The sequence below is a fragment of the Granulosicoccus sp. 3-233 genome (assembly GCF_052681095.1).
The window spans coordinates 931,139-945,978 of record NZ_JBQYLE010000001.1 but is presented as its reverse complement, the minus strand read 5'-3'; the positions used below and the strand labels follow the sequence as shown (position 1 = coordinate 945,978).

16 protein-coding genes are annotated in these 14,840 nt (G+C 58.5%); 9 read left to right on the top strand and 7 right to left on the bottom strand.

Annotated features, from left to right (window positions below):
• Nucleotides 1-13 precede the first annotated feature (13 nt).
• From ACUNV4_RS04080 to ACUNV4_RS04070, 3 genes are read left to right on the top strand one after another with little or no spacing between them, the layout of a single operon-like run.
• Nucleotides 14-811 carry an SDR family NAD(P)-dependent oxidoreductase gene (locus tag ACUNV4_RS04080; protein ID WP_430877219.1) on the top strand — a complete coding sequence of 266 codons (798 nt, stop codon included), beginning with the start codon at nt 14-16 and terminating at the stop codon, nt 809-811.
• On the top strand, nt 808-1,617 hold the full coding sequence (locus ACUNV4_RS04075) for a carbon-nitrogen hydrolase family protein (RefSeq protein ID WP_430877218.1): 810 nt from the start codon (nt 808-810) through the stop codon (nt 1,615-1,617). The genes ACUNV4_RS04080 and ACUNV4_RS04075 overlap by 4 nt, the downstream gene beginning before the upstream one ends.
• Complete coding sequence (locus ACUNV4_RS04070) at nt 1,614-3,293, top strand: flavin monoamine oxidase family protein (protein ID WP_430877217.1); 1,680 nt, start codon at nt 1,614-1,616, stop codon at nt 3,291-3,293. Before ACUNV4_RS04075 ends, ACUNV4_RS04070 begins: the two co-directional genes overlap by 4 nt.
• A 142-nt stretch (nt 3,294-3,435) precedes the next feature.
• On the opposite strand, the gene ACUNV4_RS04065 is transcribed toward ACUNV4_RS04070, so the two are convergent.
• The 3 genes from ACUNV4_RS04065 to ACUNV4_RS04055 form a co-directional block, all read right to left on the bottom strand.
• Nucleotides 3,436-4,635 (bottom strand): EAL and HDOD domain-containing protein, encoded by a 1,200-nt coding sequence (locus ACUNV4_RS04065; protein ID WP_430877216.1) that lies wholly within the window; start codon nt 4,633-4,635, stop codon nt 3,436-3,438.
• Between the two features lie 96 nt (nt 4,636-4,731).
• Nucleotides 4,732-6,222 carry a S8/S53 family peptidase gene (locus ACUNV4_RS04060; RefSeq protein WP_430877215.1) on the bottom strand — a complete coding sequence of 497 codons (1,491 nt, stop codon included), beginning with the start codon at nt 6,220-6,222 and terminating at the stop codon, nt 4,732-4,734.
• Nucleotides 6,222-6,530: an HlyU family transcriptional regulator gene (locus ACUNV4_RS04055; RefSeq protein ID WP_430877214.1), complete on the bottom strand. Its 309-nt coding sequence runs from the start codon at nt 6,528-6,530 to the stop codon at nt 6,222-6,224. The genes ACUNV4_RS04060 and ACUNV4_RS04055 overlap by 1 nt, the downstream gene beginning before the upstream one ends.
• Before the next feature lie 40 nt (nt 6,531-6,570).
• Here ACUNV4_RS04055 and ACUNV4_RS04050 point away from each other — a divergent pair, with 40 nt between their 5' ends.
• On the top strand, nt 6,571-7,098 hold the full coding sequence (locus ACUNV4_RS04050; RefSeq protein WP_430877213.1) for a methylated-DNA--[protein]-cysteine S-methyltransferase: 528 nt from the start codon (nt 6,571-6,573) through the stop codon (nt 7,096-7,098).
• Here the strand turns inward: ACUNV4_RS04050 and ACUNV4_RS04045 are convergent.
• Nucleotides 7,061-7,699, bottom strand: coding sequence for a transglycosylase SLT domain-containing protein (locus ACUNV4_RS04045; RefSeq protein WP_430877212.1), 639 nt, complete (start codon nt 7,697-7,699; stop codon nt 7,061-7,063). The genes ACUNV4_RS04050 and ACUNV4_RS04045 overlap by 38 nt on opposite strands.
• A 43-nt stretch (nt 7,700-7,742) precedes the next feature.
• Between ACUNV4_RS04045 and ACUNV4_RS04040 the strand changes: the two genes are divergently transcribed.
• The gene (locus ACUNV4_RS04040) at nt 7,743-8,042 is read left to right on the top strand and encodes a DUF1653 domain-containing protein (protein WP_430877211.1); all 300 of its coding nucleotides are present in this window, start codon (nt 7,743-7,745) and stop codon (nt 8,040-8,042) included.
• Nucleotides 8,043-8,141: 99 nt separating this feature from the next.
• The gene (locus ACUNV4_RS04035; protein ID WP_430877210.1) at nt 8,142-8,819 is read left to right on the top strand and encodes a hypothetical protein; all 678 of its coding nucleotides are present in this window, start codon (nt 8,142-8,144) and stop codon (nt 8,817-8,819) included.
• Between the two features lie 19 nt (nt 8,820-8,838).
• Here the strand turns inward: ACUNV4_RS04035 and ACUNV4_RS04030 are convergent, their stop codons facing one another.
• Together ACUNV4_RS04030 and ACUNV4_RS04025 are read right to left on the bottom strand one after the other, a co-directional pair.
• Complete coding sequence (locus ACUNV4_RS04030) at nt 8,839-9,639, bottom strand: SDR family NAD(P)-dependent oxidoreductase (protein WP_430877209.1); 801 nt, start codon at nt 9,637-9,639, stop codon at nt 8,839-8,841.
• 17 nt (nt 9,640-9,656) lie between these two features.
• Nucleotides 9,657-10,655 (bottom strand): LLM class oxidoreductase, encoded by a 999-nt coding sequence (locus tag ACUNV4_RS04025; protein ID WP_430877208.1) that lies wholly within the window; start codon nt 10,653-10,655, stop codon nt 9,657-9,659.
• Between the two features lie 546 nt (nt 10,656-11,201).
• Here ACUNV4_RS04025 and ACUNV4_RS04020 point away from each other — a divergent pair.
• Complete coding sequence (locus ACUNV4_RS04020) at nt 11,202-11,693, top strand: hypothetical protein (RefSeq protein WP_430877207.1); 492 nt, start codon at nt 11,202-11,204, stop codon at nt 11,691-11,693.
• Between the two features lie 149 nt (nt 11,694-11,842).
• On the opposite strand, the gene prmB is transcribed toward ACUNV4_RS04020, so the two are convergent.
• Nucleotides 11,843-12,736, bottom strand: a complete 894-nt coding sequence (gene prmB / locus ACUNV4_RS04015; protein WP_430877206.1) for a 50S ribosomal protein L3 N(5)-glutamine methyltransferase — start codon at nt 12,734-12,736, stop codon at nt 11,843-11,845.
• A 111-nt stretch (nt 12,737-12,847) separates the two neighbouring features.
• Between prmB and ACUNV4_RS04010 the strand changes: the two genes are divergently transcribed.
• On the top strand, nt 12,848-13,552 hold the full coding sequence (locus tag ACUNV4_RS04010) for an SCO family protein (RefSeq protein ID WP_430877205.1): 705 nt from the start codon (nt 12,848-12,850) through the stop codon (nt 13,550-13,552).
• A 43-nt stretch (nt 13,553-13,595) separates the two neighbouring features.
• Nucleotides 13,596-14,480 (top strand): archaetidylserine decarboxylase, encoded by an 885-nt coding sequence (asd, locus tag ACUNV4_RS04005; RefSeq protein WP_430877204.1) that lies wholly within the window; start codon nt 13,596-13,598, stop codon nt 14,478-14,480.
• Nucleotides 14,481-14,840: the final 360 nt, after the last annotated feature.

The following is a 14,840-nucleotide window of genomic DNA, read 5'->3' as shown; positions in this document are numbered from 1 at the left end:
GTACACTTGCGCCATGCAAAACCCCAACTATCAGAGCGCCACTGACGCGCAGATCGGCTATACCCTGCCAGCCAATTCCCTGAACGATCGCGTCGTCATGATCAGCGGTGCGACAGGTGGCCTGGGAACCTGCCTGAGCAAGGCCTGCGCTGCTGCTGGCGCCACGGTTGTACTGGCCGGTCGCAAGCTCAAGAAGCTGGAAAAACTCTACGACGTGCTGGATGGCATGGGTCCGGCACAGCCAGCCATGGTGGTTCTGGAGCAGGACAAGGCCGGACCCGCGGAATATGGCGAGATCGCGGACATGTTGCAACAGGAATTCGGGCGAATCGACGCGCTGGTACACGCCAGCGCCGACCTTGGAACACCCACCCACCAGATCAGTATCGACCAATCCGAGTGGGTACGTGTCATGAATGTCAACCTGACCAGCGCTCGCCTGCTGTCCCTGTATTGCCTGCCACTGTTGTTCCGATCAAGCCTCGGCAGTCTGACCTTCACCCTCGACTACAAGCCCACTGCCTACTGGGGTGCCTATGGGGTATCCAAGCAGGCCTTGCAGGGTCTCATGCACATGCTGGCCGATGAATACGACACCCGGATGGATGAACAGGGACGATACCCCCAACTGGCGATCAACGGCTTTGACCCCGGCCCGATGCGAACCCAGTTGCGGCGTAACGCGTTTCCCGGAGAGCTGGAAGGCGAATCGGCACCACCCGATCAGCGCATGGGTCCGCTATTGTCCTTGCTGATGCGCACCGATCGCTCGACGACCGGCACCGCCCTGGCATACGAGAAACAGTCATGAACACGAGCAGTGACCTGATGCTGGCAGTACTTCAGCATCGCCCTACACCGGCCTCAACAGAAGAGAGCCTGGCACGCATGGAAGATGCGGCGGCCCGCGCCGCGGCCAACGACGTACAACTGCTGGTCTGCCCCGAAGCCAGTCTGACCGGCTACAACATTCCGCTGAGCAGTGCTCGCAGTGTCGCTGTCGAGCGAGACGGGGACACTACCGACAGAATCAGGAACCTGTGTCTGCGCCATGGCATCGCTCTGGCCTACGGATACATCGAACGCGACGGTGACCAGTTGTTCAACGCTGTCAATGTGATCTCTGCCAGTGGCGAGCTGGTCTCGCATTATCGCAAGACGCATCTCTGGGGCGAGCTGGATCGCGCGCTGTTTTCCGCCGGTGACGACTATGCCCCGGTATTCGAACTGAATGGCTGGAAGGTCGGCCTGCTGATCTGCTATGACATCGAATTTCCCGAATCATCTCGCCACCTGAGCCTGCAGGGCGCCGAGCTCATCCTCGCTCCGACCGCGCTGATGGCACCCTGGACGTTCGTGGCGGATGTCACCACGCGAGCCCGGGCAGCCGAGAACCAGGTGTACTTTGCCTACGCCAACTATTGTGGACCGGAAGGGGATCTGAACTACGTCGGCCGAAGCTGCATCATCGGCCCGGATGGTGAGGAAATGGCTCGTGCCGGTGATGAGCCCGACCTGTTGACGGCCAGACTCACCAGACAGGCCATCATGGATATTCGACAGGACCTGCCCTACCACATGGACCGACGTCCGGAACTCTATCAGTCACTGACATGAACGAACGCAAGCCCGTCTCGGTCTTCGGACCCGATTTTCCGTTCGCCTATGATAACTGGGTGTCCAATTCTGCCGGGTTGGGATCCTTGCCGGCCGACAAACTGGGACAGACCATCGCCGTCATCGGCGCCGGTGTCTCGGGCATGGTGGCAGCCTTCGAACTGATGAAGCTCGGCCTGCGCCCCGTGATCTTCGAAAGTGGGCGCATGGGTGGGCGGCTGCGCTCCGAACCCTTCGTGAATTCACCGCAGAGCATTGCCGAACTGGGCGGCATGCGTTTTCCCGAATCGGCCACGACCTTCAACCACTATGCCGATCTGCTGCAACTGGAGCGTCGTCCTTTTCCCAACCCCCTGACCGAAGCTGCCGGCATGACTGTCATCGACCTGGCCGGCGAAGCGCTGTACGCCCGCAACCTGGATGACCTGCCCCCCTTGTACCGGGAAGTGGCCACAGCCTGGGCAACAGCACTCGACGAAGAGGCCTATTTCTCCGAGTTGCAGCAAGCCATCGCACAGCGCGATGTCGTGACCATCAAGCACTACTGGAACATTCTGGTACGTGAATGGGATGACCGTACCTTCTACGACTTCATTGCAACATCCAGAGCCTTTCAGGAACTGAGCTTCCGCCATCGCGAAGTCTTCGGACAGGTCGGATTCGGCACCGGTGGCTGGGATTCGGATTTTCGCAACACCATGCTGGAAATTCTGCGTGTGGTACTGACCGAATGTGATGATCATCAGCATTACATTGTCGGAGGAGCCGAACAACTTCCGCGCGGACTATGGACCGCCACACCCGACTGCCAGCACTGGCCAGCCGGCACGTCCCTGTGCAGCCTGAACCAGGGAGCAAGCCGCTCCGGCGCGCGCAGGATTCACCGGCTGGATGCGCACACTTTGCGCGTCACGGATGAATACGGCAACGAGCTCGATGTACCAGCGGTACTCGCCACCTGCCAGAGCTGGCTGCTTACCACCAGCATAGAAACCGACGAACAACTGTTCTCGCAGGACAACTGGATGGCACTGGATCGTACCAGCTACATGCAATCGTCCAAGACCTTCGTGATGGTGGACAGACCCTTCTGGAAGGACGTGAACCCGGATACCGGTATGCCTTGCATGGGCATGACCCTGACTGATCGACTGACACGCGGCACCTATCTGTTCGACAACGGTGACGATCAACCAGCCGTGATCTGTCTGAGTTACGCCTGGATGGCCGATGCCCTGAAAATGCTGCCATTACCGGCTGAAGAACGGGCGCGTCTGGCACTCGATGCCCTGCAGAAGATCTACCCGCATCTGGATATCCGCAGCCATGTCATCGGCAAACCGATCACCATTTCATGGGAAGCGGATCCGAACTTTCTCGGGGCCTTCAAGGGAGCACTGCCTGGTCATTACCGCTACAACCGCCGCATGTTCTCGCATTTCATGCAGGATGGCTTGCCCGACGAACAGCGCGGTATCTTCATTGCCGGCGATGATGTGTCATGGACGCCGGGCTGGGCAGAAGGTGCAGTACAGACGGCCCTGAATGCGGTCTGGGGAATCACTCGCCATCTCGGCGGCAGTACGGCTCCCTCCAACCCCGGCCCCGGCGATCTCTTTGCCAGTCTGGCACCACTGGACCTGGACGCGGCTCAGCGCAGTACAAGGCCTCGATAGTAGATCGACGCATCGTTCAAGCAGTGCGTCTTGCGTCTTGCGTCTTGCGTCTTGCGTCTTGCGTCTTGCGTCTTGCGTCTTGCAGGATGCAGGATGCAGGCCAGGGCCAGGGCCAGCATTGCATCAATAGAAATCGGCAGCGTCAGAGCAGCTGACCCGCAATTTCCTCGGCCCAGACCGTGGCACTCTGATAATGCCTGCCAGCCATATCAAGGATCTCTTCATCCAGCTGTTCGGATTGTCCCTTCTCGAGGCACTCCACCCAGGCCAGCATGCGACCTCCATTGCCTTCTCGCGTCAGCAGCTCGGTGCGCAGTTCCTCATTGATCGTGACCTCGGCCAGAGCCTCCTCCATGGTGCTTCCCATGAAGACATCGAGCAGTGACAACAGGCCCAGTGTGAAGTAGCGGGCATCATCGACCTGCTCCTCCTGTGCGATCAGCTGGCAGAAACGTGCACGAACCAGAGCCAGCTTGATCAGTTCCGATGGCTGGTCGTCCACTCGACTCATGACCAGCAATGTGACCCAGTTACTGATCAGGCTGCGTCCCAGCAGAACAGCCGCCTGCCGGATCGATTCCACATTGGTCGACAGCCCGTTGAGCGGAGAATTCACATACTTGATGGTGCGTACAGCCAGCGAAACATCTCTACCGACAATCTCTGCCAGGTCATCAATGGTCGAATCAGGGTTGTTGATCTCGGCAATGAGTTGCATCAGGGCAACGCGATTCTCGGGCATTCTCGAGCCGCTGACGATCAGTGGCCTGGCAAAGTAATAGCCCTGGAAATAGTCGAATCCGCCAGCCTTGAGTTGCTCGAATTCCTCATGCGTTTCAACGCGCTCTGCCAGGCAAAGCCGACCGGCAGCATGGTCTGTCTTGCACTGTTCAGCCAGTGACTCCATGGTGTGCTGCGTGATGTCGTATTTGACGATATCGGTCAACGACAACAAGCGTTCGAAACGTTCAGGATCGACAAAATCATCCAGCGCGATCAGATGTCCCTTGTTGCGTAGCGCCTGTACCCCTGCCACCACTTCATCATTGACATCAACGGTTTCCAGCACCTCCAGCACACAACGCCCGACAGGCATCAGGTCCAGCATATCGGGCTGTTCGAAAAACAGATTGGTCAGATTGATGAACGCCAGTGAATTACCGACCAGTTTGTCCAGACCGATTTCGGCAACAGCGTTGAACAACACCATGGATGTCGCCGTATTGCCATCAACCGTCGGATCATAGGCGTTCCGCTCCGACGATCTGAACAGCAATTCGTAGCCAAACGTATTTCCGGCTACATCCAGTATGGGCTGACGAGCGATGTGAAATGAAGTCATGGGTCTTCCCTGGACGCTGACAGGCTCTGTTTGATGCACTTGCATCCATCCTGTAGCGGCAGGAATCGTCACCTATTGACCCGAACGCTCGGATAGTCAGCGCTCGCCTGTCTCCTGGCCGCTGGTCGACGGCGCGAGACCGTCCAGTTGGTCGCATTGTGCCGGACTCAGTTGGCGATTGCTCCCCGTGGTTCGTCGCAGCATCAGATTGCCATCGACGGTCGAATGGTCTCCGGAATTGGCCAGCACATGGAACAATTCATGTGCCAGGGCGATGCCCCGATCCTGCAGCGCCAGCGTCAGCCACACGGTATCGCTCAACCAGCCACGGGTACGCGTATTGCCCTGGCCGAAGGCTTCGGCATCGAAGGTCTGGCGCATGCGAGAATCTCGGGCAAACACCGCCGTGACTCGCCGCTGTGGACCGCTTTTGCGAACCGCCTCGAACAGTGTTTTCGCGCTGCCCGTTTCCAGATCGCGCAGGTAATCGGGCGCATCCACCCGGCGCAACTGCACATCGATGAACCGTACGTCACACTGATCCAGTATGGATTGCGCTTCATCCAGAACCTCACTCACCTGCTGCAGCGACCAGCGCTCATCGAGAAGCAGAACGTCCAGAGGTACCACACGAGCAGCACCCTCACTCGATGAGCCCGACGTCCAGTTGCCGGTCGAGACCACCTGAATGGTTTGTCCGGGATCGAACAGCGGATCATGCAGATAACCTTGCCCAAGCTGACGAGCAAAGGCGCCATTGGCAAAACGGCTGCGCATTGCTGCCAGCAACTGTTCCACCGTCCAGTGTGGATTGGCCTGCAACCAGCGCGCGGCCAACGCCATCACCCGCGGTACCGCATAGCTGCTGCCAGCTGCATGGCCTGCCTGCCCACCATGATGGATGACGGGCACGTGTTCGGCCGGCACCATGTAATCGACACTGCCGCGTCCCCAGTTCACTCCCTGCGCCGGCATGGCAAAGTCATCGGCCGATGTCACCACCAGCAGATTGGGCAGCTCCAGTGCGGCCGGGTAAACGGGAACCTGATCGATATTCCGACCATTGTTGCCGGCGGAGGCAACGAAGAGTATCTCGGGATGTGCCCGTGCAGATTCTTCGAATGCCAGCCATTCCTCGCGCTTGTTGCCTCCCAGCGGCAGACCGATGATACGAACCTCATTGCCGGCGGCGTGCCTGACCAATGCCTGCATGCGCTGCATGTCGGGTCGCGGGTAACGATACGGCACCAGAGAGACCTGCGGCGCCTCACGCAAGAGGACAGAAGCGGTTGCCGTACCATGACGTTGTACATGGCCGCGAGCGTCGGGATGCGCATCAAACGGCAGGGTGTCCAGATCCCAGAAATCGTAGCCGATCAGCGTTCCATCGGCTTGTCTTGCCAGTCGTTCATTGATGTACGCCAGGCGGTAGTCTACCCCGGAATCCACCAGCGCCACCCGCATGGTCGGAACTGTACCGACCTCTGCCGATGGTGCAGGCGGCAGTGGTGGATCAGCGGCCTGCAGATTACCTGCCTGCAGCAACAGTGCTGCGGCAAGCAGGGGTTTGCAGACCACTGCAGACATCAGACGTGTTCGCGCTGGAAGATGGCATCTCCCTGTTCGTCTACAATCTGCTGTGCCTTGCGTTCGGAGTGAGCCACAGCCGAACTCCGGTCGCTGTGGTTATCGGCCCGAATGAACTGTACCGATTTCTGTTCACCATCGACATTCTTGGCTATGCTGCCAGCTGTTCGAAATTGGCCGCCCTCATTGATGGGCGCAGCCGTTATCATGAAGCCCTTGTATTCGACCGGTTCTTCGGCAGTCGCCGCAGCAGCAGAATCGTCACTGCCACCACCCAGAAGTTTGCCAAACAATTTACCTAATCCCATGAGTGTCTCCGTTTCCTGTTTGAGGCATCATAACCCGACCATGCATATCACCACTCACGACACTCCAATCGGCACACTGACTCTGGCAGCGGATGAAGTCGGTCTGCGTCATATCATCTTTCCTCAGGGCAGCCGCGCATTCGCCGCCCCGGAACACTGGCTGCCGAATCCCGGCCGCTTCGATGCAGTGCGTCAGCAACTCGATGAATATTTCGACGGCAGCAGACAGCATTTCTCACTGCCACTGGCACCGAATGGAACCGATTTCCAGAACGCAGTCTGGCAGGCGCTGACGTCAATCGACTATGCCAGCACCTGCAGCTACGGCGATCTGGCACGACGTCTGGGCAAGCCCGGAGCCAGCCGTGCTGTCGGGGCAGCCAACGGTGCCAATCCCCTGCCCATCATCATCCCCTGCCATCGGGTCATCGGTGCCAGTGGCAGGCTGACCGGTTTCGGTGGTGGCCTGCTGACCAAGCAATGGCTGTTGAGCCATGAACGTGGCGAAGGTCAGCTCTTCGGCTTCGAAGCTACCATCCAAGCAGGCGATCCAGAAAACCGGGTTTGAGCGACTCCCGGCACTGCTGGTACTGCGCATGGAACTGCTGTGAACGCGTCTGCACGCCAATGGCCACCTTGAGCAACCACGGCTTCCTGGCGTGTGTGTTTCTGGCAAATCCACCCGGGCCTTCGTGATAGTTCAGGTAGAGGTTGGCAACGTCACTGGTGGATATGCCGTTGCGGCGTGCCGCCTGCCGTACATACCAGTGAACGAAATCAGTGGCATCGGCGAAGTCGTGCCGCACCCGCCAGTAGTCCCCGGTCGAGCGAAGATATTCTCTCCAGGTGCCGTCGATGACCTGGGCATAGCCATAGGCCGAGCTGGGTCTGCGCCAGGGAATGAATCCCAGCAATCGACGCCTGGCCGGTCTGGCCTTGGCCCTGAAACCGGACTCCTGATACATGAATGCCATGGGGATGTGCATGGAGGTCCCCCACTTCTTCTGAGCCTGCAGGGCTGCCTTGTGCCAGCCTCGCTTCTCCTTGAAGATCGAACAGACATCCCCCGGATTGCTCGGCCGGGCCGTCGCACACCCCTGCAACAGTACCAGCATGACGACCAGGATCAGAATTCTCGGTAGTTGCCCGAGTGCAGCAAGACGATTCATGGTGGTAGTGTAGTGAGCAATTTCCAGCAGCGACAGATTGGTAATGATAATGACATCCGCAACGGCCGCCGAACCTGCCAACTCACCGTTACCTGGCGTCTACCGGCACTACAAGGGTTCTCTTTACCAGGTGCTTGGCATGGCCAGACATTCCGAAACCGAAGAATGGCTGGTGGTCTACCAGGCACTGTACGGAGAGCGAGGCTTCTGGCTACGCCCGCTGTCACTGTGGTTGCAACCGGTCAATGGCGACGCGACGACACGGGATTCCTCGCACATCGAGCGCTTCACACTGCTTGAAACCAACCAGCGGAATCCGGGCGCAGGTATGGAACCTGGTTAACAATTGCGCGCAGCGAAACATGATGGTTCGACCGACTGAGCATTCATCGGCTCGGATCTTGCGAAATGGCCATGCAATCTCGATGGAAGATTCATTGCCATGCCTATCGTCCGACTCGCAGCCCTGCTTCTGCCACTGCTGTTCACCAGCGCCTGTGCCACGGTCACTCCCGCCGAGGAGCCTGTACCCAGAGAAGAACCGCTGCTGATCGGAACCCTGCCGGACAGACTCGAGAGCTTCGATCTGCAAGGTTACAAATTCTTCGAGGATGAGTCCGGAGGGTATTCGGTGCGATATGCCAACACCCACAAGCGCCGCATCGCCGATGTCTATATCTATCCGGTAGCAGAGGAAAACAGCAAACTGGCGCACAACCAACTGGTTCTGGGTTCAACCAAGGCGACAATACAGGCGATCGGAGAAGCGGCACGGCAAGGCCATTACGCCAACTTCAATGTGATCAACGCCGGCACCCAGGCCTATGGCATGCGAACCGTCGCGCGTGTTCAGGCCACCTATCTGCGACAGAATCTGGCGTCCTACACCCTGCTGTACCAGACCGAGCACCAGGGTACGCTGGTCAAGATCCGCATCACCATGCCGGACAATGACAGCAACCGCAGCAACCTGGAATGGGACAACTTCGCCGAGCAGATGTTTGCCCGGGTAATCGCACAACTGGATGAAAGCCTGCCGGCCGGAGGCCAGATATCACAGAGCGGACCCGTCTCGACACCGCAAGCTGCGATGCCGGACGATATGGTCAACAGGTTCTGAGAAACCCTTTGGATGAAACTCAGCCGAGTCGATTCAGCACCGACTCGATGGCCTCGATCGTATCGGCAACCCGAGCCGGATTCAGGGCATCGGCATGTGGCGATGCGAAGCGCCCCGAGTCGTTATCGAAATACTGACCGGACTTGTCAGCAAACGACTCGTCCAGCGATGCGCGGCACAGAATCTTCGCCCCGATACCCAGATCCTTGCCGGCAACCCCGAAACCTTCCTTGACCATCTTGCTGGCCAGCAGGGATCCCGGGTTGACAGCGATGACAACCGGCGCACCCTCTTCCGCGGCCAACGCGATGGACCACATGGTCAGGGCCAGCTTGCTCTGAGCATAGGCTCCCATGGCGTCCAGATGAACCTCTCCCTTCAAGGCCTGCGTGTTCACCGCTGCCTGCGCAGCTGATGACAGATTGATTACCCGACCGCTGGCGCCGATCAAGGGCATCAGACGACGCGTCAGGCGATACGGGGCAATTGTATTGACCATGAAGCGAACATCAAGTCCGTCCCTGGTGACTGCGTCCCGAGTCTTCAATACACCAGCGTTGTTGATCAGCACGTCCAGCGACTGATGGCGTTCGATGACGGTATCCGCCAGGGCATCCACTTCATCGAGGTGTGACAGGTCGGCCACGACACTCTCCACTGGGCCAGCGCCCGGCAGCCCGGCAAGCTCCGCCACTACACCGGAAACTTTCTCCTCATTGCGTCCGTGCACCAATACGCGGTGACCTTCGCTCACCAGCCGCCGCGCAGTCTCCAGGCCGAGACCATCGCTTGCACCGGTAATCAGTATGTTCTTTTGCATGAAATGGTTTCCTTGGTTCAGGAGAAATCGGCCATCAGTTCATCGGACAGGCGTTTCAGGGACGTGGTGACCTCTGACTGATTGAAACGCAGATTGAGCGCAACATGATTGACGCCAGCGACTTCCAGAGATCGAAGATGGGCGCGCAACGCACGAACCCCCGTACGATATCCCAGATGGATCGGCTGCAGCGGCGCAGCCGGATCATCGACCAGATCGACATACAGAGGCTGCATCACGGGTTGCGCCGGGCGGCCGGCAGCCGCCACTCGCTTCCGCCAGCCTTTCACAAGCTGAGCCTGAGAGGCAGTGTCCCGAGGATAGACCATCCAGCCATCAGCATGCTCGGCAATCCATTCAGGCGTCTGTCGAGAGCTGCCGGTGACCAGCAGCGGTAACCTGGCGCCGCTTGGTTTGGGCAGCATGTCCATGCAGCTGTTGACGTAGCCGTAGTGATTGCTGAATACCGGTGTGCTCTCTGCCATTTGGCGGATGTAGTCGAAGCCTTCTCTAAACAGCATGTCGCGCGCGGTGTGCGAGATGTTGAAGGCGGGATACTCCTCACTGCGATCACCGGACGCTACGCCAAGAATGAGGCGCCCTCCCGACAATACATCCACGCTGGCAGCCGCTTTTGCGACGCGCGCCGGATGATCCAGAGGCAGCACCAGACTGGCCACTCCCAGAGCAATCCAACGTGTCTGACCGGCCAGGAGGCCGAGATAGACGAAAGGATCGAACAACTGCCCGGCATCACCGAAGGACGGCACATTGAATGGGACATCTCGCAACCAGACTGCGGAAAACCCGAGATCTTCGGCGAGTTGTACTCGCTCGACATGATCGACCATGGTCGGTACGGGCGAGCCTGGATAGGACTCGATCGGTACCACCAGTCCCAGACTCAATCGATCGGGACGAAACACCCCATTGTAGCCGGCGTTGATCGGTGCAAACTCTGCCGCCGGAGCAACATCTGCGCGTAATGCTGCATCCAGACTAGCGTGTTCATTCATCACTACCTTTCTTCCGGTCGACCTTTCAACGAGAGTCACGATAGCGGGTTTCGACCGCCGGTTTTAGGTGGGAAATAGCGAATTCACAATTCGCCTTTTCGATATGATCGAAAAGGACATCGCCATAGCGGCCCGCTGATCTGACGGCGAAGAAGCCGGACACCTGACTCGCTGGGGCAGGCACCGGCCGGCTTGCACTCGCCGTGATCAGCAACCGGCAAAGCGAGATAAGACTCACACAACTTTCAGCCTCGTCGGGTAAAACCGGAACCAGCGCTCGCTTCGGCAACAGCATTCGTGACAGTCGTACCGACTGAAAACTCACTCGAAAACAATTACTTACAAGCGATCCCTGTAAAGCGCCAATATAACGCCACCGCAAAACAGTTGATAAGTCTTTGATTCGAAAGATTTTTCCGACATCCCCTTCGGCGTTTGCATCGCACCTGGCTGCCCAGTACAGTGCGCGGCATCCAGTTGACACAGATCAACAGCGGTTCATTCAAAGCTGGCATCAGATCAGCGCAGTACACGGGGAAGTGAGTCATGAAGATCCGAATTTTCAAGTTCGTCGCGGCAGTGGTTCTGATCGGCAGTCTGTTCAGTGGCAATGCCTTTGCCAAGACGGAAAACAGTTATCTGGTGCTGAGCACCGTGGCACTGCATTTTGAAAATTTCGATGAGCGCAATGCCTTCACACCAGGCATTGGCTGGGAGTATTCACCCAGTAGCAGGATCGGCTGGCACGCCGGCACGCTGTCCGACAGCTTCGGCTATCAGTCCTACTACGGTGGACTGGTCTATGCCTCGCGGCCCATGGTATTCAGCCGTGTTCGACTGTTGCTCGGTGCATCGGTCGTACACAAGCAATTCAAGAAAAACGGTGATCCGGAAACCAAGCTGCTGCCCTTTCCCGCCGTGGAACTCAAACTCAGCAAGCGTTCGGTCCTGAACATCAGCGGTTCTCCCGCCGTGGACTTCGGCAATCAGCGCAACAACGCAGTCATGTTCTTTCAGTACAAGCTGGATCTGTTGTAGACCCATTCATTGATCGGCAGGGCCAGTAACGCCTTGCCGGTTCACAAGAGACAACCCCTTTCGGCTGATCGCCTGATCAGCCGTCTTTTTTCAGGCAACTCGACGAATTTCTCGTTTGCCATCCGCCAGGGCCCGCCAGCGCCCCGCGGCTACTGATTCTCGGCCAGCAGTTCATCCCGGGTCAGCAGGAAAACCCCATGCCCGCCCTGAGCAAACTGCAGCCAGCCGAAATCCAATTGCGGATAGGCCGCTTCCAGTGCCTCACCACTGTTGCCGACTTCGACGACCAGCACACCGTTCGGCTCCAGATACTCTGCTGCCTCACGAAGCATGACCCTGACCAGATCCAGACCATCTTCACCGGCTGCCAGCCCCATCATGGGCTCATGCGAGAACTCCGACGGCATGGCAACGATATCGGCGGCATCGACATAAGGCGGATTGGATATGATCAGTGAGTACCGCTCCGTTACAGGTTCGAACAACGAGCCCTCCAGCAGCGTCACTCTGTCCTGCAAGCCATGCAACTGCACATTCTCGGCGGCCAGAGCCAGAGCATCCGGCGACAGGTCGCTGGCATCGACCACAGAATCCGGTCGTGCGAGGGCACAGGCGATGGCAATACAGCCACCCCCGGTACACAGGTCGAGAATACGCGGTGATTCGATGGCATCGAGCACGCCAAAGAATTCTTCGGTGATGAATTCGGCCAACGGTGATCGTGGCACCAGAGCCCGTTCATCGGACAGGAATGGATGCCCGGCAAACCAGGCCTGCCCCGTGAGATAGGCAGCCGGCACCCGTTCACTGATGCGACGTTCCAGCAGCGCATTGCTGGCAGCCAGTTGCGCCTTGCTCAACGTCAGCGAGTAGTCCGGCGCAATGGCCGGTGACAAGCCCATGGCATGCAGAATGAGCCAGCTTGCCTCGTGGATGGCAGAGTCGGTGCCATGACCATAATGCAGTTCATGGCGTTCGAAGGCATCGGCCGCCAGTCGGATGGCAGACTCTATCGTGTATTCATTATCAGGCAGCAAGACCACGGCATTTCCCTTGTTAAAGTGGCCGTCAACCACAGCCAGACAGTATAATACGAGGTCAACCCAGTGACCCCCGATCGATTCCATTCAGTGGATCATCGAAACGAGCATCCTATGGCCAACACACAATCCGGCAAAGCCCTGCCACTTGTCATCATCGCCGTTGTTGCCCTGGCAGCAGGAGCCATCCTCTACGGTTTTCTGAACGGCTCGCCCTCTTCCGACGGGTCATCCAGCGCGCCAATGGCCGCTGCTGCTGATTCAGAACAGCTGGCCAGCCTGCAGGAAACCCTCAACACGACGCTGGCACTGCCGATCGATTTCAAGAGCGTTGAGGCGTTCGAGCTGCAGGATGCCAATGGCAACACGGTCACCGAATCGATTCTCGATGATCGATGGAGCCTGATGTTCTTCGGCTACACCCACTGCCCGGATGTCTGTCCCATCACCCTGCAGATCATGAAGAACATGGTCACCAAACTCGAGTCACAAGGTCGGGAAGCTCCTCAGATCATCTTCGTCACCGTCGACCCGGTGCGCGATACGGCAGAGGTGATGAAGCGGTACATCGACTACTTCAACGAAGATTTCATCGGAATCACCGGCGAGCAGAACAGGATTCATGACATGACTCGCCAACTGGGTATCGTTGCATCCTTCACGGCCAATGACGAGGATCCGGAGAATTACATCGTTGATCATTCGGCCTCGCTGCTGCTGGTCGATCCGCAACGTCGCCTGCGCGGCAAGGTCTCACCACCGCTGGATGTTGACAACATCATTGCCGATTACCTGAACGTGACTTCCTCTCCCAGCTGATCTCGCCCTCCTTTCGAACCCGGAACCGGAAACGCCATTACGGATGTCTGAATCAGAAGCCAGTGTGCTGGACTACCTCAAGACCTATGCATTGCATCCGCTGCCGCAGCACGCCCTGACTCGAGCAGTGTACTGGCTGACACGACAGGAGTCCGCGCTGACACCCGGAGCCATTCGCCGGTTCGCCAGTGTTTTCGATGTGGAGATGAACGACGCGGTCGAACCCGATCTGGCGCAGTACCGCACCTTCAACGAATTCTTCACCCGGGCCCTGAAGCCCGAGGCAAGACCCGTAACCGCGGGAGCCTCGGACATTGCATCCCCTGCCGATGGCAAGGTCTCGGCCATCGGCAATATCGCCGACGCCAGGATCTTTCAGGCCAAGGGGCGGGATTACTCGCTGCTCTCTTTGCTGGGTGGAGATGGCGCGGCGACCGAGCGTCTCGGCAATGGACGCTTCACCACCATCTACCTGTCACCACGCGACTATCATCGACTGCACATGCCGCTGGGTGGCAGACTGATCCGGCAGACACATGTGCCGGGAAGGTTGTTCAGTGTCGGTCCGCACACCGTTCGCGCTCTGCCGGACCTGTTCAATCGCAATGAACGCGTGATTGCCCAGTTCGAGACCGAACATGGGCTGATGGCTCTGGCACTGGTTGGTGCCATGAACGTGGCGGCCATCGAAACCGTCTGGCATGGCCTGGTGACACCTCCACAACGCAGCAGCATCAGTCACATCGATTATCCAGCCACCGCTACCGACTCCGACTCAGTCGTCGAACTGGCCAGAGGTGCCGAGATGGGCCGCTTCAACATGGGGTCCACCATCATCGTACTGCTGGAAAATCCGGCCGTATGGCGCACTGATATCCAACCCGGGGATGCCGTGCGCATGGGCCAGCTTCTCGGTGAGACACGCTAGCGCGTCATCGGCGTCGGCGCGCAGCCACGCCAGCGTACCACCCAGGCGAAAGGAATAGCCCCAGCGATCCATATCGCGACACATGCGCTGCCAGCCCATGCCCGGAACGAGATCTCCCATCAGTACCTGCAGATAACAAACGGCCATCTCTTCCACCGCTGTTCCCTTGGCATCGGTGTGCAGGGCATTGCGCCGCTGTTCGCTCATCAGCAACCAGTGACCGGCTTCGTGCAGGGCGGAGTGAACCGGAGTATCGCTGCGTACATACAGGCTGTGCCGAATCAGTCCGGCCTCCTCGTCTCCCCAGTGACTGCCCGGAATTGCCTGCCCATCAGCCACCCGGACAATGTTCAGGCCGGC